The 20,415-nt window shown below is 65.8% G+C and carries 22 protein-coding genes; 9 read left to right on the top strand and 13 right to left on the bottom strand.

Annotated elements, in window-relative coordinates; genetic code table 11:
• The first annotated feature begins 3 nt into the window (after positions 1-3).
• Positions 4-231, top strand: coding sequence for a DUF1150 family protein (locus ACOXXX_RS04910; protein WP_422825440.1), 228 nt, complete (start codon positions 4-6; stop codon positions 229-231).
• 33 nt (positions 232-264) lie between these two features.
• Here ACOXXX_RS04910 and hemF read toward each other — a convergent pair whose 3' ends face one another.
• The 4 genes from hemF to clpS all read right to left on the bottom strand — a co-directional run bounded on the left by hemF (position 265) and on the right by clpS (position 3,470).
• On the bottom strand, positions 265-1,158 hold the full coding sequence (gene hemF, locus ACOXXX_RS04905) for an oxygen-dependent coproporphyrinogen oxidase (protein WP_422825439.1): 894 nt from the start codon (positions 1,156-1,158) through the stop codon (positions 265-267).
• A gap of 102 nt (positions 1,159-1,260) precedes the next feature.
• Positions 1,261-2,061: an SDR family NAD(P)-dependent oxidoreductase gene (locus ACOXXX_RS04900; RefSeq protein ID WP_422825438.1), complete on the bottom strand. Its 801-nt coding sequence runs from the start codon at positions 2,059-2,061 to the stop codon at positions 1,261-1,263.
• A 55-nt stretch (positions 2,062-2,116) separates the two neighbouring features.
• Positions 2,117-3,106 carry a class I SAM-dependent methyltransferase gene (locus tag ACOXXX_RS04895; RefSeq protein WP_422825437.1) on the bottom strand — a complete coding sequence of 330 codons (990 nt, stop codon included), beginning with the start codon at positions 3,104-3,106 and terminating at the stop codon, positions 2,117-2,119.
• A gap of 40 nt (positions 3,107-3,146) precedes the next feature.
• On the bottom strand, positions 3,147-3,470 hold the full coding sequence (gene clpS / locus ACOXXX_RS04890; protein WP_422825818.1) for an ATP-dependent Clp protease adapter ClpS: 324 nt from the start codon (positions 3,468-3,470) through the stop codon (positions 3,147-3,149).
• A gap of 133 nt (positions 3,471-3,603) precedes the next feature.
• Between clpS and ACOXXX_RS04885 the strand changes: the two genes are divergently transcribed.
• From ACOXXX_RS04885 to ACOXXX_RS04875, 3 genes are all read left to right on the top strand, one after another.
• A complete protein-coding gene (locus tag ACOXXX_RS04885) occupies positions 3,604-4,305 on the top strand; it encodes an HAD family hydrolase (protein WP_422825436.1) in 702 nt (233 codons plus the stop codon).
• Positions 4,306-4,560: 255 nt separating this feature from the next.
• Positions 4,561-6,006, top strand: coding sequence for a D-alanyl-D-alanine carboxypeptidase family protein (locus ACOXXX_RS04880; protein WP_422825435.1), 1,446 nt, complete (start codon positions 4,561-4,563; stop codon positions 6,004-6,006).
• Positions 6,007-6,196: 190 nt separating this feature from the next.
• The gene (locus ACOXXX_RS04875; protein ID WP_422825434.1) at positions 6,197-6,874 is read left to right on the top strand and encodes a hypothetical protein; all 678 of its coding nucleotides are present in this window, start codon (positions 6,197-6,199) and stop codon (positions 6,872-6,874) included.
• A gap of 26 nt (positions 6,875-6,900) precedes the next feature.
• Here the strand turns inward: ACOXXX_RS04875 and ccoS are convergent, their stop codons facing one another.
• The 5 genes from ccoS to ACOXXX_RS04850 form a co-directional block, all read right to left on the bottom strand.
• Positions 6,901-7,059 carry a cbb3-type cytochrome oxidase assembly protein CcoS gene (ccoS, locus tag ACOXXX_RS04870; RefSeq protein ID WP_422825433.1) on the bottom strand — a complete coding sequence of 53 codons (159 nt, stop codon included), beginning with the start codon at positions 7,057-7,059 and terminating at the stop codon, positions 6,901-6,903.
• Positions 7,056-9,257, bottom strand: coding sequence for a heavy metal translocating P-type ATPase (locus tag ACOXXX_RS04865; protein ID WP_422825432.1), 2,202 nt, complete (start codon positions 9,255-9,257; stop codon positions 7,056-7,058). The genes ccoS and ACOXXX_RS04865 overlap by 4 nt, the downstream gene beginning before the upstream one ends.
• A 4-nt stretch (positions 9,258-9,261) precedes the next feature.
• On the bottom strand, positions 9,262-9,723 hold the full coding sequence (locus tag ACOXXX_RS04860) for a FixH family protein (RefSeq protein ID WP_422825431.1): 462 nt from the start codon (positions 9,721-9,723) through the stop codon (positions 9,262-9,264).
• Positions 9,720-11,294: a cytochrome c oxidase accessory protein CcoG gene (locus ACOXXX_RS04855; protein ID WP_422825430.1), complete on the bottom strand. Its 1,575-nt coding sequence runs from the start codon at positions 11,292-11,294 to the stop codon at positions 9,720-9,722. Before ACOXXX_RS04855 ends, ACOXXX_RS04860 begins: the two co-directional genes overlap by 4 nt.
• Before the next feature lie 420 nt (positions 11,295-11,714).
• Positions 11,715-12,623 carry a LysR family transcriptional regulator gene (locus tag ACOXXX_RS04850; RefSeq protein ID WP_422825429.1) on the bottom strand — a complete coding sequence of 303 codons (909 nt, stop codon included), beginning with the start codon at positions 12,621-12,623 and terminating at the stop codon, positions 11,715-11,717.
• A gap of 97 nt (positions 12,624-12,720) precedes the next feature.
• Between ACOXXX_RS04850 and ACOXXX_RS04845 the strand changes: the two genes are divergently transcribed.
• The 3 genes from ACOXXX_RS04845 to ACOXXX_RS04835 are packed head-to-tail and all read left to right on the top strand — an operon-like array spanning position 12,721 to position 14,221.
• Complete coding sequence (locus tag ACOXXX_RS04845; RefSeq protein WP_422825428.1) at positions 12,721-12,861, top strand: hypothetical protein; 141 nt, start codon at positions 12,721-12,723, stop codon at positions 12,859-12,861.
• The gene (locus ACOXXX_RS04840) at positions 12,854-12,994 is read left to right on the top strand and encodes a hypothetical protein (protein ID WP_422825427.1); all 141 of its coding nucleotides are present in this window, start codon (positions 12,854-12,856) and stop codon (positions 12,992-12,994) included. Before ACOXXX_RS04845 ends, ACOXXX_RS04840 begins: the two co-directional genes overlap by 8 nt.
• A gap of 30 nt (positions 12,995-13,024) precedes the next feature.
• Positions 13,025-14,221: an oxidoreductase gene (locus ACOXXX_RS04835; protein WP_422825426.1), complete on the top strand. Its 1,197-nt coding sequence runs from the start codon at positions 13,025-13,027 to the stop codon at positions 14,219-14,221.
• Between the two features lie 85 nt (positions 14,222-14,306).
• Here the strand turns inward: ACOXXX_RS04835 and ccoP are convergent, their stop codons facing one another.
• The 4 genes from ccoP to ccoN are packed head-to-tail and all read right to left on the bottom strand — an operon-like array spanning position 14,307 to position 17,731.
• Positions 14,307-15,188 carry a cytochrome-c oxidase, cbb3-type subunit III gene (ccoP, locus tag ACOXXX_RS04830; protein ID WP_422825425.1) on the bottom strand — a complete coding sequence of 294 codons (882 nt, stop codon included), beginning with the start codon at positions 15,186-15,188 and terminating at the stop codon, positions 14,307-14,309.
• Complete coding sequence (locus ACOXXX_RS04825; RefSeq protein ID WP_422825424.1) at positions 15,185-15,367, bottom strand: cbb3-type cytochrome c oxidase subunit 3; 183 nt, start codon at positions 15,365-15,367, stop codon at positions 15,185-15,187. The genes ccoP and ACOXXX_RS04825 overlap by 4 nt, the downstream gene beginning before the upstream one ends.
• 12 nt (positions 15,368-15,379) lie before the next feature.
• Positions 15,380-16,108 (bottom strand): cytochrome-c oxidase, cbb3-type subunit II, encoded by a 729-nt coding sequence (ccoO, locus tag ACOXXX_RS04820; RefSeq protein WP_422825423.1) that lies wholly within the window; start codon positions 16,106-16,108, stop codon positions 15,380-15,382.
• A gap of 12 nt (positions 16,109-16,120) precedes the next feature.
• Entirely contained in the window at positions 16,121-17,731 is a 1,611-nt protein-coding gene (gene ccoN, locus ACOXXX_RS04815) for a cytochrome-c oxidase, cbb3-type subunit I (protein WP_422825422.1), read from the bottom strand.
• A 197-nt stretch (positions 17,732-17,928) separates the two neighbouring features.
• Between ccoN and ACOXXX_RS04810 the strand changes: the two genes are divergently transcribed.
• The gene (locus ACOXXX_RS04810) at positions 17,929-18,771 is read left to right on the top strand and encodes a universal stress protein (RefSeq protein WP_422825421.1); all 843 of its coding nucleotides are present in this window, start codon (positions 17,929-17,931) and stop codon (positions 18,769-18,771) included.
• Positions 18,772-18,957: 186 nt separating this feature from the next.
• The gene (locus ACOXXX_RS04805; protein ID WP_422825414.1) at positions 18,958-20,343 is read left to right on the top strand and encodes an IS1182 family transposase; all 1,386 of its coding nucleotides are present in this window, start codon (positions 18,958-18,960) and stop codon (positions 20,341-20,343) included.
• Positions 20,344-20,415 lie beyond the last annotated feature (72 nt).

The raw sequence follows: 20,415 nt of genomic DNA, 5'->3' as shown, positions 1-20,415 counted from the left end.
ACGATGCAGACCAAGTATAATTTCGCCGGACAGGACGAAGAGCGTCTGGTTTACGTGCGCCCGGTTCTGGTGGCCGATCTGCCGGACGAGGTGCAGGCGCAGGTCGAGGATCAGGAACTGCTTTATGCGGTGCACCGCGCCGATGGCGAACGGCTGGCGCTGGTCACGGAACGCAGCATGGCGTTTTCGCTGGCGCGGCAGAACGATCTGGCACCGGTGACGGTGCACTGACACCCACGACAAAGGTGTGACGCGCCCGGCCCGTCACACCCATTTCGCCAGCGGCGGCAGGCTCATCAGCACCGCGTTGGCGTCATGGCCGGTTTCCAGCCCGAATTTCGTACCGCGGTCGTAGACCAGGTTGTATTCCGCATACAGGCCGCGATGCACAAGCTGCGCGTCCTTGTCGGCCTCTGACCAGTCCTGAGCCTTGCGCTGCTCGACCAGCGGCACATAGGCGGGCAGGAAGGCGCGGCCAATATCTTGGGTAAGGCTGAAATCCGCTTCCCAGTCGCCGGTGCAGTGGTCATCCATGAAGATGCCGCCGACGCCGCGCGCGCGCTTGCGGTGCGGGATGTAGAAATACTCGTCCGCCCAGTCCTTGAGCCGGGGATAGATATCCTCTCCGTGCGGATCGAGGTGGGCCTTTTGCGTGGCGTGGAAATGCGCCGTGTCCTCTGCATATTCGATGCAGGGGTTGAGGTCGGACCCGCCGCCGAACCACCAGGCGTGCGGGGTCCAGAACATGCGGGTGTTCATGTGCACGGCGGGGGCGTGCGGGTTCTGCATGTGGGCCACAAGGCTGATGCCGCTGGCCCAGAACCGCGGGTCGTCCTTCATGCCGGGGATGCCCTTGCGCGCGGCCATGGCCATCTGCGCGCGTTCGCCAAGGGTGCCGTAGACGGTCGAGATGTTGACGCCGACCTTTTCGAAGACCCGGCCGCCGCGCATCACCGACATCAGCCCGCCGCCCGCGTCGCTGCCGTCGTCAGAGGTGCGGCTGGTTTCGCTCACGTCGAACCGGCCCGGGGCCGAGTCGGACAGCGGCCCGTCGCTGTGATCGGTTTCCAGCGCCTCGAAGGCGGCGACGATGTTGTCGCGCAATTCGCGGAACCATGCGGCGGCGCGGGCTTTTTCGGGGGCAAGGTCTTCGGTCATCACGGGTGTCCTGTCAAACTGCGACAGTCGTAGCGCGATTGCGCAGCGACCGACAACCGCAAACCGGTGCGAGGAAAGGCCGCAAGGGCTTGAGGAGCGGGGTCAGTGCGCGGGGGCTGTCACCGGGTCGAGCAGCGTGCGGCCGCCGTCCACGGTGATGATCTGCCCGGTGACAAAGCCGGCGGCTTCGGAACACAGGAACTGTACCGCTTCGGCCAGCTCCGACGGGCTGGCGATGCGCGACAGCGGCGTGTGCTGTTCGATGTCGCTGCGGAATTCGGAATGATCCTTGAGCGTGTCCTTGAGGCTAGAGGACATCACCGACCCGAAGGCCAGCGCGTTGACGCGGATGCGGTGCGGTGCCAGTGCCACCGCCATCGACCGGGTCATCTGGTCGAGCGCGGCACAGGACACCGAATAGGCCATGAGGTCGGGGTGGGTGCGCCGCGCCGCGATCGAGCTCAGGTTCACGATCGCGCCGACCTGGCCGCTGTCCTGCCCTTCGGACTGCTTGATCATCCGTTTCGACACCACCTGCGTCAGCCGCATCGCAGTCATCAGGTTCTGGTTCAGCAGCATTTCCACCGTGTCGTCATCGGTATCCAGCGGTTCCGAGGTCAGAAGCTGGCGCGATCCGTTGACCAGGATATCGACCCGGTCGAAGGAATCGAGCGTCGCGGAGAGCAGGTTGGCCAGCGTCAGCCGTTCGCGCAGGTCGCCCGCGAAATAGCGGATCGTCGTGTCCTCCTTGACCTGGCCCACCTCCTTGGCCAGGCGGCCTTCGTCCATGTCGGCGAACATCACGTTGGCGCCTTTCTGGGCGAAATGCCGCGCGATGGCGAGGCCGACGCCATTGGCGGCACCGGTGACGATGGCGGTCTTGCCTTCGATGGAGAATGACATGGAAAGGTCCTTCGCTACGACAAATCGGCGGTCCGACGACCAAGGCTAGCGCAAGTCAGCGCCGGGCGCGAGTGGGGCGTTGCGCCTGCAGCACCTTGAACCGGTTGTCGCCCGCGGCTTCGGTCACCTGCGCGAACCGTTCGCCCAACTCGGTTTCGTAGGGCAGGTGCCGGTTGGCCACCAGCCAAAGTTGACCGGTGGGTTTCAGCATCCGCGCGGCGGCGGCGATGAAGGCGCGGCCCAATGCCGGGTCGGCCTTGCGGCCGGTGTGAAACGGTGGGTTCATCACCACGGCGTCGAGCCGTTCGGGAAATTCCCAGCCTGGCACGTCGGCCCAGTGAAAGCGCGCGCGGTCGTCGGTGACGTTCAGCCGCGCACAGTCGAGGGCGGTGTGATCGGCCTCGACCAGGTGCAGGGTCTGGATATCGTCCCGCTCGAGCATCCGCGCCGAAAGGTACCCCCAGCCCGCACCCAGGTCGGCGACGGCGGGCCCCAGCTTGCGCGGCAGGCTGCCCGCCAGAAGCTGCGAGGCTGGATCGACGCCATCGGCGGAAAAGACCCCCGGGGCGGTGTGCCAGCCGCCGTCGATCCCGAGAGTTTCGGGGCCCGCCCAGTCGGCCAGCGCGTCGGTAGAGCCGAACCAGAACGCCTTGCCATGCGCCTTGGAGATCTGCCCGTCCAGCGCCACACGGGGGCGCAGGTGCTTGAGCATCGATTCGATGCCGTCGGTCTTTTGCCCGTCGACCACCACCGGTCCGTCGGTCAGCGTGCAGGCCTGCGCGATCCAGGACTGGCCCAGTTCGCGCGCGCGGGGCAGGAACACCACCGCCGCGGCATAGGGGCCGTCGGGCGCGGTGGCGCAGTCGAATCCGCGCGCCGCCAGCGCGTCGTGATCGGGGCGAAAGGTCTGGACCACGTGGCAACGGTCGCGCGGCAGGGCCGACAGATCGGTGTCGGCCTGCGGGCCCAGCAGCAGGATGCGCCCGGTGTCGGGCAGCCGCGGCGTGCCGTTGTCCAGCAGCGTGGTCAGTCGGGATGTTGCCATGTCTATCTTGTCCGCACGGGGCCGGGCCGATCCGTCGGGATCATTCCTTTTCCATCGTGCATTGCAGCGGGTGCTGGTGGCGGCGGGCGAAGTCCATCACCTGACCGACCTTGGTTTCCGCGATCTCGTGGCTGAAGACGCCCACGACGGCGACACCTTTCTTGTGCACCGTCAGCATGATTTCGAAGGCCTGCGCGTGGTTCAGGCCAAAGAACCGTTCCAGCACATGCACGACGAATTCCATCGGCGTGTAATCGTCGTTGAGCAGCAGCACCTTGTAAAGCGGCGGGCGCTTTGTCTTGGGCTTGGTCTCGAGCACGACACCGGCATCCCCCTCGCCATCGCCGGGGGGCTTCGCGGCCATGATGATCTGCGCGGGCCGTATCTGCATGGGTTCGGTCATTCTCATCCGGGGCTTGAGGTCTTTCTGCCGTGGAAGGAGTTATATAACCTGTCTCGGGAATGAGAAAAGGGGCGTCGTCGGGCGCGGGGGCAGAATGGCACGGAAATTGCAGACAATCGGCTTTGATGCCGATGATACCCTTTGGCACAACGAACGGTTCTTCAAGCTGACGCAGGACCGATTCGCCGAACTGCTGGCCGAAACCGCCCCCCGCGACCAGCTTGACCGACGCCTGCTCGAGGCCGAGCGGCGCAACATCGGGCATTACGGGTTTGGGGTGAAAGGCTTTGTCCTGTCGATGATCGAAACCGCGATCGAGGTGACCGACGGCAAGGCGCCGAACCATGTCATTCAGGAGCTGCTGGCGGCGGGGCGCGAGATGATGGCCCATCCGATCGAGCTTTTGCCCCACGCCCGCGAGGCGGTCGAGATGGCCGCACGGGATCACCGTCTGGTGCTGATCACCAAGGGCGATCTGCTGCATCAGGAGCGCAAGCTGGCGCAATCGGGGCTGGGCGATCTTTTCGACGCGGTGGAAATCGTGTCGGACAAGATGCCCGACACCTATGCGCGGATTTTCGGCGGCTGTCCCGGCGGGGCCGAGGCGGCGATGATGATCGGCAATTCGATGAAATCCGACGTGCGCCCGGCCATCGACGCCGGTGCGCGTGGGGTCTTCGTGCCGCATGATCTGGCCTGGGATCTTGAGCATGCCGAGGCGCCGGATCACCCGCGATTCCACACCCTGGAGGACCTGGGCGGGCTGGCCCCGCTGCTGGACCGGATCGGCGGCTGAGGCGCTGCCACATTCCTGCCACATTGGCCGGTCTAGTGGGCCTGTTCCCCCATACACCCAACATATGCTCTGACAGGGCAAGAAAAAACCCGAAAACGGCTTGTTTATAAGGGTTTATTGCGCGCCATTCATGTGCTAGACTAATTTCATAAACCCAAAAAAAGACCGCCCACCGAAATATCGGGGGCTCTGAGGCAGAGAAGGCAGAACATCGTGACGGGACGGCATAAAAAGCCGGGCCTACTGGGCCTGTATATGATTCTTCTAACCGGACTGATTTGGCTTGTGCCGCTTGGAGTGCTGGCGGCCCCCTACGCGGCGATGGTGGTCGATGCGCGCACCGGCGAGGTGCTGCATTCCGAAAACGCCGACACCCGGTTGCACCCCGCATCGCTGACCAAGATGATGACGCTGTATATTGCGTTCGAGGCGGTGCAGAACGGCGAGATCAGCATGGACACGCTGGTCACGATCTCAAGAAACGCGGCGGCCGAACCGCCGTCGAAACTGGGGCTGCGCGCCGGGTCGAAGATCAAGCTGCGCTATCTGGTGCGTGCCGCGGCGGTGAAATCGGCCAACGACGCCGCCACCGCCATCGGCGAGGCGATCGCGGGGTCCGAGGCGGCTTTTGCCCGGAGGATGACCCGCACGGCCAAGGCGCTGGGCATGTCGCGCACCACGTTCAAGAACGCCCACGGCCTGACCGAGAACGGGCACATGTCCACCGCCCGCGACATGACCATCCTGGGGCGGCACGTGCTTTATGACTATCCGCAGTACTACAACCTCTTTTCCCGCCGCAGCACCGATGCGGGCATCAAGGCGGTGAACAACACCAACCGTCGCCTGCTGGCCGCCTACAAGGGCGCCGACGGGATCAAGACCGGCTATACCCGGGCCGCGGGGTTCAACCTTGTCGCGTCCGCCGAGCGCGGGCAGGAGCGCGTAATCGCCACCGTGTTCGGCGGCAAGTCGACCGCGTCGCGCAACGCGCAGGTGGCCAAGCTGCTGGATCTGGGGTTCAGCAAGGCGCCCAGCCGCGTCGCGTTTCGCGCGCCGGGCCGTCCGCCCTATCAGGGCAAGGGCGACGTCGTGATCGCGAAAACCTCGGATCCGATGCCGGGCACGCGGGCGAAATCGGTGCGCGTCGCCTCTGCCGCCGTGACGAAAAGCCTGCGGCCGCAGGCGCGCCGTGGGGCAGAGCCGCTGCCCGAACTGCTGGTGGCCGAGGTGGGCCAGGATATCACCGCCGTGCTCGAATCGGTGCAGGAGGTGTCGGCCCTCGCCAAGCCGCCCGTCGACGCGGCGCAACCTGCGGTGGCCGTGGCACAGGCGGTGACCGCCGTCGCCCCGTCGCGCAGCGTCAAACCGGTGCGCCGCCCGGCGGAACTGGTGCTGGCCAGCGTGCGGGCCCAGGAACCCGTGGAAGAGGCCGAGGTGGTCAGCCGCATCTCGACCTCGGGTGGGCGTCACTGGGGCATCAACATCGGCCGCTATCCCAGCAAATACGCTGCCGAAAAGGTGCTTCTGAAAACCGCCCTGGCCGAGATGTCGACGCTGGACGGGTCGCTGCGCAAGGTGGTCAACCGCAAGTCCGGCTTTGATGCGAATTTCATGGGGCTGACCCGCGAAACCGCCGATCTGGCCTGCCGCCGTCTGCAGGCGCGGCAAGTCACCTGTTTCATGATCGGGCCAAGCTGAGTCTTCCGTCCTTGGGTCAAGAATTGCGGGCGTCCTTCGGGGCGCCCCTTTTTTGTGACAATCCCCGGTCGGCGAAACAGTTCCCGTACCAAAAGGCGACCTAAATTCGCCGCAATCCTTTGCAATGACGGGACAATCTGGCGCAAGCGGGGATGCCCGCTGCCAGGTCGTTCGGTGACGGAGAGGATGAATGAAAGGCGGGTATAGCGCGTTAGGGACGGTCTGGGAATTTCTTGAGCAGATCGGGGTGCTTGGCCCCGCGGGGAAGGCGCTGCTGGCGATGCTGCTGTCGGGCGCGGTGCTGCTGCTTGGCGTATGGCTTTACGCAAGGTATCAGCGATTCCGGCAGGCGGGCGGGCTCAGGGGCGTTCGCACCCGCAGGAAGGTCAGGACCCTGCGCGCGCAGGGGCAACTGGTCGGCGAATTCACCTTTGCCGACGCGGCCGAGCTGGCCCAGACCGGGACCATCCGCGCCAAGACGCTGGAGGAAAAGGTCGCCGACAGCGTGGTGCCGATCGAGATTCTGTTCAGCTGCAAGGACCATGACATCGTCTACCAGTTCGAGATGGACTATCGCAGCGAAAAGGAGGTTGCCGCCTGGGTCGAGGTGGCACGCGTGCTCAAGCTGCCCGACGTGTCGAGGATCTTGGAAGAGCTCGTTCACATGCGGCGCGTGATCTACCATCCGGACCACGATCCTGAGGTCGTGACGGCCGGGGGCGAGACGATTGGCGACCGGCTGTCGCGACGGGCGATGGAACTGCACGACGAATTCGCGCGGATCGACGGCGTGGCGCGTCTGCGCGCGGCGGGGGAGCGTCACCTGCGGCAGAGGGCGCCGCACCTGTTGCCGCTGCCGACCTTGTGATGCCCCAGCCCCCAGACGGGCGCCGGTCAGTCCTTGGGCGCGTCGTCGTAGGCGTCCGACAGAATGCGCTGCGCATCGCCCTCGGGGTCGTCGTACTGACGCGACCGCAGAGTGTAGACAAAGGCCGCAAGGCCGATGCCGCCCAGGATCAGCGAAATCGGGATGAGGTAGGTCAGGACGTTCATTTTGCCCCCAGCCTGAGCGCGTTGAGCGATACGGTGATCGACGAGGTGGACATCGCCAGCGCCGCGATCAGCGGCGAACAGAGCCCCGCCATCGCCAGCGGCACGGCGATCACGTTGTAGCCGGTGGCGATGCGGAAGTTCTCGCGGATGCGGCGGCGGGCCTTTTGGGCAAGTCCGATCGCATCGGGGATCGGCGCCAGCGAACTGCCCAGAAGCACGATGTCCGACGCCACCCGCGCGGCATCGAGCGCCGAAGCCGGAGAGATCGAGACATGCGCCGTGCGCAGCGCCGCCGTGTCGTTGAGCCCGTCGCCCACCATCAGCACCTTGTGACCCTGACTGTTCAGATCGGCGATGCGTGCCGCCTTGTCCTGCGGCAGCGCGCCTGCCTGCCAGTCGGTGATGCCCAGCCGACAGGCCAGCGCCGCGACCGGCGCGGTCGCGTCGCCCGAAAGCAGGATGACGGTCAGACCACGGGCCTGCAGGGCCGCCACCGCCTCTGCCGCGCCGGGGCGCAGACTGTCGGTGAAGGTGAAGGCGCGCGCCGGGGCGTCGCCCCGTTGCAGCCAAGTCGCGGTCATGTCCTGTGCTGTGCCGCCGGTCCAGTCGGCGCGGCCCAGCCTGACCACCTGACCATGCGCGCGACCCTGGGTGCCCGAACCGGGCACCTCGCTCAGGTCTGACACATCGGCCGGAAGGATGCCGCGCGCCCGGATCGCCGCCGTCAGCGCCTGCGCCAGCGGGTGGGCCGATCCCTGCGCCAGACCCAGCACGATGCTCAGGTCGTCGTCGCTGAAACCGTCCAGATTGGTGACCTGCGGCGTGCCGGTGGTCAGTGTGCCGGTCTTGTCGAAGATCACCGTGTCGACATCCGCCAGCCGTTCCAGCGCGGTCGCGTCCTTGATCAGCATGCCGCGCCGGAAAAGCCGGCCCGACGCGGCGGTTGTCACCGCGGGCACGGCCAGACCCAGCGCGCAGGGGCAGGTGATGATCAGCACCGCGGCGGCGATGCCGGTGGCGGTGCGCAGATCGCCGGTGCCCAGGTACCAGCCCAGAAAGGCCAGCGCCGACAGGATATGGACCCCCGGCGCATAAAGCTGCGCGGCGCGGTCGGCGAGCGAGGTGTAGTTGGACCGCCCTGATTCCGCGACGGCGACCAGATCGGCCATGCGGTGCAGAGAGGTGTCGCGCCCCACGGCGGTGGCGCGCAGGGTCAGCGGGCCGGTCAGGTTGACCTCGCCCGCGCTCACCGCCTGTCCGGGGGCGGCGGGCACGGGCAGGGTTTCACCGGTCAGCAGCGACCGGTCGAGTTCGGAGCGGCCTTCGGTGATCTCGCCATCCACCGGCATCCGCCCGCCGGGGCGCACGCGGATCAGATCGCCGATCCGCAGGGCCGCGACGGCGACCTCTTCCGCCTCGCCCGTGGCGTTCAGGCGCAGGGCGCGCGGCACTTCGAGAGCGGTCAGTTCCTCTGCCGCCGACCGGGCGATGGCGCGGGTGCGGAAATCGAGGTAGCGGCCCGCCAGCAGGAAGAAGCACAGGGTCAGTGCTGCGTCGAAATAGGCATGTTCGCCCGACAGCGCGGTTTCCCACAGCGAGGTGCCGAGCGCCAGCAGGATCGCCAGCGATATCGGGACGTCCATGTTCAGCCGCCGCACCCGCAACGCCTTGAGTGCATTCGCAAAGAACGGCTGTGCGGCAAAGGCCACGGCGGGAAAGGCGATGGCGGCCGAGATCCAGTGGAACATGTCGCGGGTCGGCCCTTCGGCCCCCGACCAGACCGCCACCGACAGCAGCATGACGTTCATTGCGGCAAAGCCCGCAACCGCCAGTCTCATCAGCAGGTCGCGCCCGGTGCGGTCGGTCTGCGTGGCGGCGAGCGCGGTGGCGTCAAGCTCGTGCGCCTCGAACCCCACCGCCTCTAGCGTGGGGATGAGGTCGGCGGCGGTGACGCCCGGCGCGGCGTTGATCGCGGCGCGTTTCAGCGTCAGGTTCACCCGCGCAGAGATCACGCGCGGATCGGCGGCAAGCGCCCGTTCGACCGTTGCGATGCAGGCGGCGCAGTGGATGCCCGGCAGGGACAGCATGAGCTCGGCCGCCCCGGTCGGTGTGCCATCAGCGGCGGCGACGGCCTGCGCCGCCGGGGCGGCCACGCAGGCCGGGCAGGCCGACATCGGGGGGTGCAGCGTCGCGGTCATGGCATCACCGTTTCACGTGCAGGATCACGCGCTGTTCGAACAACGTGCCGTCAAGCGCCGTGGCCTTCATGCGAATGTTCCAGTTGCCGGGCCCCAGAGTTTCGCGCGCCACATAGGCGTGGCCGTCAAAGGCGAACTGCGGTTCGCGGTCGTCGCGGGTGCTGGTCGCGCGGCCCAGCGTGGCGCTGAGCGATCCGACCTGCACCGGCGCGCCCGCCGCGTCGGTGATTTGCAGCATCACCAGCCCGCCGGTCGCATCGGCGCGCACCGTCCAGCCCAGCGATTCCTGCGCCGTCCGGCGGGCGTCGAAATTCTGGCTCGCCACGTAGGAATTCTTGACCTCGAGCCCCGGGAAGGTGCGCACCGCGCTGACGGCGAGTGCGAGGTTGACGGTGATGATGACGCCGAAAAAGCTGCCAAAGATCATCAGGGCATGTTTGCCGGTCAGTGTGCGTTGGGCGGTCATGGGGTCCCCCGTCCGTTGAAGATGGTGTCGTTATAGGCGCGGTCGCCGTTCGAGATATCCTCGACCCAGAGCCGGAATTCGGTCCGGTGATCCTGCGCCGGGTCCGAACCGCCGGGGGCGGTGACATAGACCCGCTGCAGCCGGGTGGCGTTGGCGGGCACGTCCACGGTTTCGTAGACCGTGCCTTCGAGCGTGATCTGAAGTGCGGGGTGCCCGGCCACGGTGATGCGGAAGGGGCGATCCTCACCATGCTTGTTCAAGAGCCGCACGTCATAGGTGTTGCGCACCGATCCGTCCGAAAGGGTCACGAAGGTGGGGTTGCGCACCGGTGCGACGGTCATCTCGATCTCGGGCCGGATGAACAGGGCAAAGACCAGCCCCAGCCCGACCAGCGCCCAAAGCACGGTGTACATCATCGTGCGGGGGCGAAACACATGCTGCCAGATGGGGCGCGGCGGCTTTCCGGCGCGCTCTGCCGCCTCGTCGCTGAGCGCGAGGTAGTCGATCAGCCCGCGCGGTTTGCCGATCTTGTCCATCACCTCGTCACAGGCGTCGATGCAAAGCGCGCAGGTGATGCATTCCATCTGCTGACCGTCGCGGATGTCGATGCCCATCGGGCAGACGTTGACGCAGGCCATGCAGTCGATGCAATCGCCCGGCCCGTCGGCAAAGGTGGCGGGGTTGACCGGGGCTGCTGCCGCAGCATCGGCGAGGCCGGGATAGGGCGTGGCGCTGTAGGTGGCGCCGCCGGGGCCGTTCTCGATCCCCGCTGCACGGGTTGCGGTTTCGGCGGCGACGGCTTCGGCCTTCTGCTTGCGGCGCACGTTGCCCTTGCCGCGCGGCTCTCCGCGCCAGACCCGGTAGCCGACGGTCAGCGTATCCTCGTCCATCATCGCGGCCTGGATGCGCGGCCAGGGGCAGGCGTAAATGCAGATCTGTTCGCGGAAGAACCCGCCGAAGAGAAATGTCGTGGCGGTCAGGATCGCCATGGTCGTGTAGGCCACGGGATGCGCGTCGCCGGTGACCAGATCGCGCGCAAGCGTCGGCGCGTCGGTGAAATAGAACACCCAGGCCCCGCCGGTGGCGAGCCCGATGAGCAGCCAGACCGTCCATTTCGTCAGCCGCAGCCGGGCCTTGCGCAGGTCCCATCCCTTTTGCCGGTGCAGGCGCAGGCGGGCGTTGCGGTCGCCTTCGATCCAGCGTTCGACCAGGATGAAAAGGTCGGTCCAGACGGTCTGGGGGCAGGCATAGCCGCACCAGACCCGCCCCAGGGCGGAGGTGAACAGGAAAAGCCCAAGCCCCGCCATGATCAGCAGGCCCGCGACGAAATAGAATTCATGCGGCCAGATCTCGATCCAGAAGAAAAAGAACCGCCGTCCGGCGAGGTCCACCAGCACCGCCTGATCGGGCAGTTGCGGGCCACGGTCCCAGCGGATCCACGGCGTGATGTAGTAGATGCCAAGCGTGAGGATGAGCAGGACCCATTTGAGATTGCGGAATGTACCGCTGACGCGGCGCGGAAAGATCGGCTCGCGCGCGGCGTAAAGGCTGGGGGCAGGATCGTGTGACACGACAGAATCGCTCCGTTGAGACGGGTTTGTTGAGGCTCTTCTGTCAGGACGGGCGGTGCCCGACTTTGACCTGTGTCAAAAAGCCGAGTCTTTGATCCATGATTTATCTTGAGGGGCACCGACGCGCGGCGAACGGAGCGTGCGAGCCTTGGCGAATGGTGATGTTTGTCCCCGGCACGGAATCAAGGCCGCTTGCGGCCGCCGTGCCTGCGCCGGACCGGCCCCGTGGGCCGGCGCTTTGGCTGGGCTGAGTGCGTAGCGCGGAGCGAAGATGTACTTGGCTGGCATAAAGCATTGTAGCTCATAGGCCCGATGCGACGTCCCCCGGTACGGCGCTGGCACGGCGGGGCGATAACCGCTCTGTCGACGCTTCGGCACTTGGGCACCAACAGCCGCCGCGGGAGGCTGGCTCCTTCCCGGTCAGCCGCCCGCGTCGTCTTCCTCCGGACCTCTTGCCGTCTTGGCCTCGCGCCGCAGCCAGGCCACGAAATCGCGCAGCGGCGGGCGGGCGACGCCGGGGGCGGTGACGATGTGATAGCCATCGTCCGGGCGATCCTCGAACAGCAGGCGCAGGCGGCCGGCGCGCAGGTCCTCCTCTACGGACACGCGGGTCGAGATGGCGATGCCCTGGCCCGAGCGCGCCCCGTCCAGCATCAGGTTGCCGGGCACGTGGATCACCCCCAGCCGCCCGACGTTCCGCACGCCCTTGCCGGCCAGCCAGAGCGAGCTTTCCGAGGTGCCAAGCTCCTGAACCCAGGGGAACCTGGCCAGCTCTTCGGGCGATCCGGGCGCCAGATCCCCGATCAGCGACGGCGCGGCCACCACGGCGATGGGGGAGTGCACCAGCAGTTCGGATGCAAGCCCCGGCCAGTCGCCGGCGCCATAGCGCAGCGCCACGTCGATGCCGCCGGGGGCCGGATCGCTCATCTGCGGGCTGGGGCTGATCATGATGTCGATCTCGGGGTGCAGTTGCTGGAACCCCGCGAGCCGCGGCATCAGCCAGTTGGCGGCGAAGGACGGCGTGGTGGTGACATACAGCGGGCGATGCGCATCGGCGCCGGTCAGCGCCTCGATCACCTGGGCGATGCGGCCGAAGCCTTCGGTCAGCGCATCGGCCAGCTGGCGGCCTTCGCCGGTCAGCGACAGCGACCGCGAGGAGCGGTCCAGCAGCGACAGACCCAGATGCGTCTCGAGGCTGCGCATCTGCTGCGAAATAGCAGCGTGGCTGACGTTGAGCCGCGCCCCCGCCCGCGTGACAGAGCCGGTTTCCGCATAGGCCGAAAACGCCCGCAGGGCGGACAGAGGCGGTAGGGTGTGCCAGTCAATCATGTCATTTCAGCTTACATGAGGTCATTTTTCCTGAGTCGCATTTTGATGCGGATATAGCAATACTCCATGTATCGACGCGCCAGACAGGAGATGCGCCATGTTGGGAATACTTGCACATAGCTGGATGACTGCGGCCCGGCAGACACCGAAGTCCGAAGGCCGCACCCATTACGAGGAAGAGCGCCGCTGGCTGCGCGACTCGCGCGCCGCCCGTGCGAAAGGGGGCCGTCATGATTGATCCGATTATCTATCAGGCCGAGGCGACGATGCGCCGTGATCTTGTTGAAACGCCGCCATGGCCCTGGGGGTTCGGGCGCTGGCGGTCCACGCGCCCGCAACCGCCGCGTCCGCGCTTTCGCGCGGCGCGGTAAGCCGATCCGCCAGGCCTAGGAGGCAGACCCATGACAGCCACGCCGCAGGCCGATCAGGCCCTTTTCGCACCGTTGCACCTGCCGTCTGGCACGGTCCTGAAGAACCGGATCGTAAAATCCGCGATGTCGGATTCGCTGGGTGACGGGCGCGGCAATCCGACCAAGGCCCAGATGACGCTCTACCGCCGCTGGGCCAGGGGCGGCGTGGCGCTGAGCATTGTGGGCGAGGTGCAGGGCAGCAGGCAGTTTGCCGAAAAGCCCGGCAACCTGGTGCTGGATGAACAGGCCGATAGCGCCGGGTTTCGGGCGCTGGCAAATGCCGGCAGTTGTGACGGCGCACAGCTTTGGCTGCAACTGGGCCAGGCCGGTGCGATGGCCGATCCGCGTATCAGCCGACCCAAAGGCCCAAGCGCGCTTGACCTGCCGGGGCTGCGGGCAGATGCACTGACGCTGGCTGAGATCGCCGCGCTGCCCGATGCCTTTGCCGCCACGGCGCGGCGGGCCGAACGGCTGGGGTTCGGCGGTGTGCAGATCCATGCGGCGCACGGCTTTCTGCTGAGCCAGTTCCTGTCGCCGCTGTTCAACCGGCGCGGCGATGACTACGGCGGTACGGCGCAGAACCGCAGGCGGCTGCTGATCGAGGTGGTCGCGGCGGTGCGCGGCGCCGTCGGTCCGGGCTTTGCCGTCGGGCTCAAGATCAACGCGACAGACCAGTTGCAGGGCGGGCTGGACGCGCCCGAGGCGCTGGAGGCGATTGCCGACCTGACCGGGGCCGGGCTTGATCTGATCGACATCAGCGGCGGCACCTATTTTCCCGGCGCGGTGTCCGGTTCGGACCGCGCGGCGGATGGTCCGTACTTTGCCGATTTTGCCAATGCGGCCATCCGGCGGACCGATGTGCCGTTGATGGTGACAGGCGGGATCAAGACCCACGCGCAGGCGCAGGCGCTTGTGGCGGGCCCCGCCGCCGCTGTGGGATTGGCCCGCGCGCTGGTGCTTGACCCCGATCTGCCGAACCGCTGGCGTGCGGGTGGGGCGGATCCGGGGTTTCCCCGGTTCACCGACCCGCCAGAGGGGGGCGTGACGGCGTGGTACACCATGCGGCTGAATGATTTGGCCAACGGCGACGTGTCAGACCGGACGCTGCCGGAGGCGCTGGCGGCCTATACGGCACGCGATGCCGCCAGGGTGGCCAGCTGGACGGCGCGGTTTGGCGCAGACGCCTGAGACAAAGATGCCGGTGCCCCCGTGTCGCGAACAGGGTGAGGCACCGGCAACAGCCCTTGCCGCAGGGATGCAGCAAGGGTTTGGCTTAGTCCTCGGCCGATGCCTCCCCCCCGCCGAGGCCGTGGACATAGGTTGTCACCGCGCGAATTTCGGCCTCTGACAGGCGTTCGGTCCATGCGGGCATCACGCCGAAGCGGGAATAGGTGATCGTTTCGACAATGCGGTCGTAGCTGCTGCCGTAAAGCCAGATCGCATCCGACAGGTTCGGCGCCCCCTGGGTGCGGTCGCCGCCGCCGTTCTCGCCATGGCAGGCGGCGCAGTTGTTGAGGAAATGCTCCTCTCCGGCGGCCACCAGCGATGCGTCCTGTGGTTCGCCCGACAGCGACATCACGTAGTTGGCGGTGGCGGCGATTTCCTCGTCGCTGAGCATGTCGCCAAAGGCGGGCATCTGCGACCAGCGCGCGTCGGGGTCGGTTTCGTTGCGGATACCGTGGCTGATCGTGGTGTGGATCGCCTCCATGTCGCCGCCCCAGAGCCAGTCATCGTCCAGCAGGTTGGGATAGCCCGCCGCCTGCACGCCCGCCGCGCCCGATCCGTGGCACTGTGCGCACCATGTCCGGAACACCGCCGCACCCGAGGAGGTGGCGTATTGCACCAGCTCCGGATCGTCGGGGATCGCGGCCAGATCGGCCTCGACCAGCTGCGTGTTGATGCCTGCGTTGGCCTCTTCCGCCGTGGCGATGGCCTCGGCCACGTTGGCGCGGGTGGAAAAGCACAGGAGGCCCGGTGTCGCATCACGGATCCCGGGCCAGGCCGGGTAGGCGATGGAATAGAGCACGCCCCAGACGATGGTCAGGTAGAAGGTCCAGAGCCACCAGCGCGGCAGGGGTTTGTTGTATTCCTTGATGCCGTCCCATTCGTGGCCGGTGGTTTCATAATCAAGGTCGTCGTCATTTTGCGGGTTCATTTCGGGTCGTCCCCTTTGGCGGGTGCATCTTCATGGCGGAACGGGATGTCTGCCGTGTCTTGGTGGGTCTTGCGGCTGCCGGGGCGGAACACCCAGGCGATGACGCCGACGAAGAAAAGGAACAGCAGCAGAAGCATCCAGCTGTCGGCCAGTTCGCGCAGGAAGGAATAGGTTTCCATGATCGGGTCTCCTTACCGGCTGGCGTCGGGCGTGAAGGTCGAGAAATCGACCAGTGTGCCCAGCATCTGCAGATAGGCGATGAGCGCGTCGGCCTCCGTCACGCCGGGGGCGCCGTCGAAATTGGCGACCACGGCGCTTTCGCCATAGCGTTCGATCAGTCCGTCGTAGTCTTCCTCGGGGTCGGCCTGCACGCGGAAATCCGACTGCGCATTCTCGATCATCTCGTCGGTGTAGGGCACGCCGACCATGCGGTGCGTGGCCATGAGGTCGGCGACATGTTCGCCATTGATCAGCGTGCGTTCGAGGTAGTCGTATTTCGGCATGACCGATTCCGGCACCACCGACTGCGGATCGCGCAGGTGGTCGATATGCCATTCGTCGGAATACCGCCCGCCGACCCGGGCCAGATCCGGCCCGGTGCGTTTCGATCCCCACTGGAAGGGGTGGTCGTATTTCGACTCGGCTGCGAGGCTGTAGTGGCCGTAGCGTTCGACCTCGTCCCGCATCGGGCGGATCATCTGGGAATGGCAGACATAGCAGCCTTCGCGGATGTAGATGTCGCGGCCCGTCAGCTCCAGCGGGGTGTAGGGGCGCATGCCCTCGACATCCTCGATGGTGTTTTCCAGGTAGAAGAGCGGCACGATCTGCACCAGCCCGCCGATGGTGACGACCAGGAAACTCAGCACCAGCAGCAGCGTGGCATGGGTTTCGATGATCTTGTGTTTGGCAAGAATGTTCATCTCCGGCCCTCCTTATTCGGCCGGGATGGCTGCGGCGCCGGAACCTGCCTTGGCAGGCGACCGGGTGGCAGTCATCCAGAGGTTGTAGCACATGATGAGCGCGCCGGTGAGGTAGAGGACCCCGCCCAGACCGCGCACGACATACATCGGGAACTTGGCGCTGACGGTGTCGGCAAAGCTGTTCACGAGGAACCCGTTGGCGTCGACTTCGCGCCACATCAGGCCTTCCATGATGCCGGTGACCCACATCGACGCGGCGTAGAGCACGATGCCGATGGTGGCGAGCCAGAAGTGCCAGCTGACCAGGCCAAGGCTGTAGAGCCGTTCGCGATGCCACAGGCGCGGCACGAGGAAGTAGAGCGCGCCGAAGGTGATCATGCCGTTCCAGCCGAGCGCGCCGGAATGCACATGCCCGATGGTCCAGTCGGTGTAATGCGACAGCGAGTTCACCGCGCGGATCGACATCATCGGCCCTTCGAAGGTGGACATGCCGTAGAAGCCAAGGCTGATCACCAGCATCCGCAGCACCGGGTCGGTGCGCAGCTTGTCCCAGGCGCCCTGCAGTGTCATCAGGCCGTTGATCATGCCGCCCCAGCTGGGCATCCACAGCACGATCGAGAACACCATGCCCAGGGTCGAGGCCCAGTCCGGCAGGGCGGTGTAGTGCAGGTGGTGCGGACCGGCCCAGATATACAGGAAAATCAGCGCCCAGAAGTGGATGATGCTGAGCTTGTAGGAGAAGATCGGGCGTTCGGCCTGTTTCGGCACGAAGTAGTACATCATGCCCAGGAAGCCCGCGGTGAGGAAAAAGCCCACGGCGTTGTGGCCGTACCACCACTGCACCATCGCGTCCTGCACGCCCGAGAAGACCTGCACCGACTTGCTGCCCCAGATCGAGACCGGGATGCTGAGGTTGTTGACGATGTGCAGCATCGCGACGGTCACGATGAACGCGAGGTAGAACCAGTTGGCGACGTAGATGTGCGGCTCTTTCCGCTTGATGATCGTGCCCAGGAACACCGCAAGATAGGCGACCCAGACTAGCGTCAGCCACAGGTCGATGTACCATTCCGGTTCGGCGTATTCCTTGGACTGGGTGGAGCCCAGCAGGTATCCGGTCGCGGCCAGCACGATGAAAAGCTGGTAGCCCCAGAACACGAACCACGCGAGGTTGCCGCCCCACAGCCGCGCCGCGCTGGTGCGCTGTACCACGTAGAAGGACGTCGCGATCAGGGCGTTGCCGCCGAACGCGAAGATCACCGCGGATGTGTGCAGCGGGCGCAGGCGGCCGAAGTTGGCATAGCCTTCGGACCAGTCGAAGTTGAGCTCGGGGAAGGCCAGCTGAAAGGCGATGAAGGTGCCCACCAGGAACCCCGCGATGCCCCAGAACGCGGTGGCGATCACGCCGTAGCGCACGACCCCGTCCATGTAGGACCCCGACAGGTCCGGCCCCGCCGTGGCGGGTTCGTCGGTCCTGCGCAGGACATAAAGAAACATGACGCCCGCGATCACCATGATCAGCATGGCATGGACCATGTAGGCCAGGTCACGGGCGTAATTGGCGGCGATCATCGCAAAGAGCGTTATCAGCCCCAGCGCGACCAGCTTGATGTAGTTCAGCATTTTGCGTCCCTTCGTCTGTTCCGCGCGATTCGTTTCAAGCCCGCGGAACGGGTGGCTATTGCCGCCGTCTTGCGGGTTTTGCGCCGCGGCTTCCTTGATCTGTGTCAAGCAATCGGGCGGCTGCGCTTGATCGGGATCAAGGCCGGGGGGCGCGTTCCGGCGCAGGGTGGCGGCAGGAACCGGCAATGGAGGGTGCGATGGACTGGAAAACCGTTCTGACCGTGCTGACTGACGGGGCGCTTGGCGATCTGACGCTGGGCCCCGCGGCGGCGCTGGCGCGCGATGCGGGCGCGCATCTGGATGTGCTGTGCCTCGGCGTCGATCATTCGCAGCAGGGGTATTTCTTTACCGGCGGCGATCTGCCGGTGATGCAGATGGCCTTTGGCCAGGCCACCGAAGAGGCCACGGCGCTGGCCGAACAGGCCCGCACCTGGTTGCGCGGGCGCGATCTGCGCTGGTCGGTCGAGGAGGGCGCGGTGCAGTTCGTGCAGACCGGCCAGCAGGTTGCGGCGCGGGCGCGGTTCGCCGATCTGGTGGTGCTGCCCAAGCCCTATGGCCGCGAAGAGGCGCGCGCGGAGCTTGAGCAGGTGGTCGAAGGCGCGCTTTTTGACGGCGATGCGCCGGTGCTGGTGATGCCCGACGACACGCCCCCCGTCATGGCGCCCGAGACCGTGCTTTTGGCCTGGAACGGCGCGCCCGAGGCGTTGCGGGCGTTCCGCAGCGCGCTGCCGGTGCTGCGACGGGCCGGCAAGGTGCATGTGGTGCTGATCGACCCGCCGCGCCACGGCGCGGACCGGTCAGACCCCGGCGGCCTGCTGGCGCAGTACCTGGCCCGGCACGGCTGCACGGTCGAGATCGAGGTGCTGTCGCGGACACTCAACCGGGTGTCGGATGTCCTCTGCCGCCACGCGACGGATATCGGCGCGGGCATGATCGTGATGGGCGCCTACGGCCATTCCCGCTTTCGCGAGGCGATCCTTGGCGGCGCCACACGCAACATGCTCGAACAGGCGCAGGTGCCGGTGTTGATGGCGCATTGAGTGGGCGCACGGTGCAAGGCCTCACGTGACTTGAACCCTTCGGGTCATAAACCGACGCAGATTGGCGAACCGGACATTCGCACAGATCGCAGCGAACGGCAGAAACGAGCCTATTATGTTGAAAAACTCTTCCTTGATCGAGTGGCAAGTCGCTGATTCAATTCGTCCTATAGGGAGGGATTGGCGATGATGGGACCGAGGCAGGAAGCGCAGGCGGCTCTGTTCTACGAGTTCTCGCTAGAGGATCATGTTCCCCAAGACCACCTGCTGCGGTCGATTGATCGGTTCGTCGATCTGAACGGCATCCGGGCCCATCTGGCGGATTTCTACAGCCACACCGGCCGCCCGTCCGTCGATCCTGAACTGCTGATCCGGATGCTGCTGGTCGGGTATTGCTTTGGCATCCGGTCGGAACGGCGGCTCTGTGAGGAGGTACATCTCAACCTCGCATATCGCTGGTTCTGCCGTCTCGATCTCGGCGACCGCGTTCCCGATCATTCCACCTTTTCAAAGAACCGGCATGGGCGGTTCCGCGAGAGCGAACTGTTGCGCCACTTGTTCGAGACGACGGTGGCGCGATGCATCGAAGAAGGCCTGGTCAGCGGACAGCGCATGGCCATCGATGCCAGCCTGATCGAGGCGGACGCCAACAAGCAGAACTCGACGCCCAAGGAAGAATGGAATGTGTCGACCATCGATCCGGCAGATGCGCCCCGCGCAGTGCGCGAGTACCTCGATACGCTGGACGAGGCGGCCTTTGGTGCAGCGTCCCCGGTTCAGCCCAAGTTCACGTCCCATTCCGATCCGGCCAGCCAATGGACGGCTGCGCGCAAAGGCCCAGCATTCTTTGCCTATTCCGACAATTACCTGATCGATACGGACCACGGCGTCATCGTCGATGTTGAAGCCACCAGATCAATCCGTCAGGCCGAGGTCGGATCGACCAAGACCATGCTGAGACGGGTGAAGGATCGGTTCGATCTGCATCCCGAACGGCTGATCGCCGATACCGCCTACGGAACTGGGCCTATGCTTGGCTGGTTGGTCGAGCAGAAGATCGCTCCACATATTCCGGTGTTCGACAAGGCTGGCCGATCCGATGGCACATGGTCCCGTGCCGACTTCGAATGGGATGCCGAGAACGATCAGTACATCTGCCCCGAAGGTCACGCCCTCAAACAGTTCCGCCGCAACTACTCGGACCCGAACCGAGGACCGACAGGCAAGGGCACCGCCCGTTATCGGGCACTGAAAGAGGTCTGCCAGGCCTGCCCATCCAAAGCCAGGTGCTGCCCCAACACCGACGCGCGCAAGATCACCCGCGAGGAACACGAAGACGCCCGTCAGGTCGCGCGCGACATTGCCAAGACCCGCCAATACGACATCTCGATGAAGCTCCGAAAGAAGGTCGAGATGCTCTTCGCCCATCTCAAACGCATCCTCGGCCTGGGCCGGCTTCGATTACGAGGTCCATGTGGCGCCAACGACGAATTCCTCCTCGCAGCCACCGCTCAAAACCTCCGCAAACTGGCCAAGATCTTCCCTGCACCGCAGAAACCATCCAAAGCCTGATCAGAGAGGCGCTTGCGCCCCGTTCCGGCCGCTACTTTCTGCATCCGCAACACGTTGTTTTTCAACAGAATC

It is taken from the genome of Thalassococcus sp. BH17M4-6, from assembly GCF_049323015.1.
Taxonomy (GTDB): Bacteria; Pseudomonadota; Alphaproteobacteria; order Rhodobacterales; family Rhodobacteraceae; genus Puniceibacterium.
The sequence above is the reverse complement of the archived record's forward strand: the minus strand, read 5'-3'. Positions and strand labels throughout refer to the sequence as shown.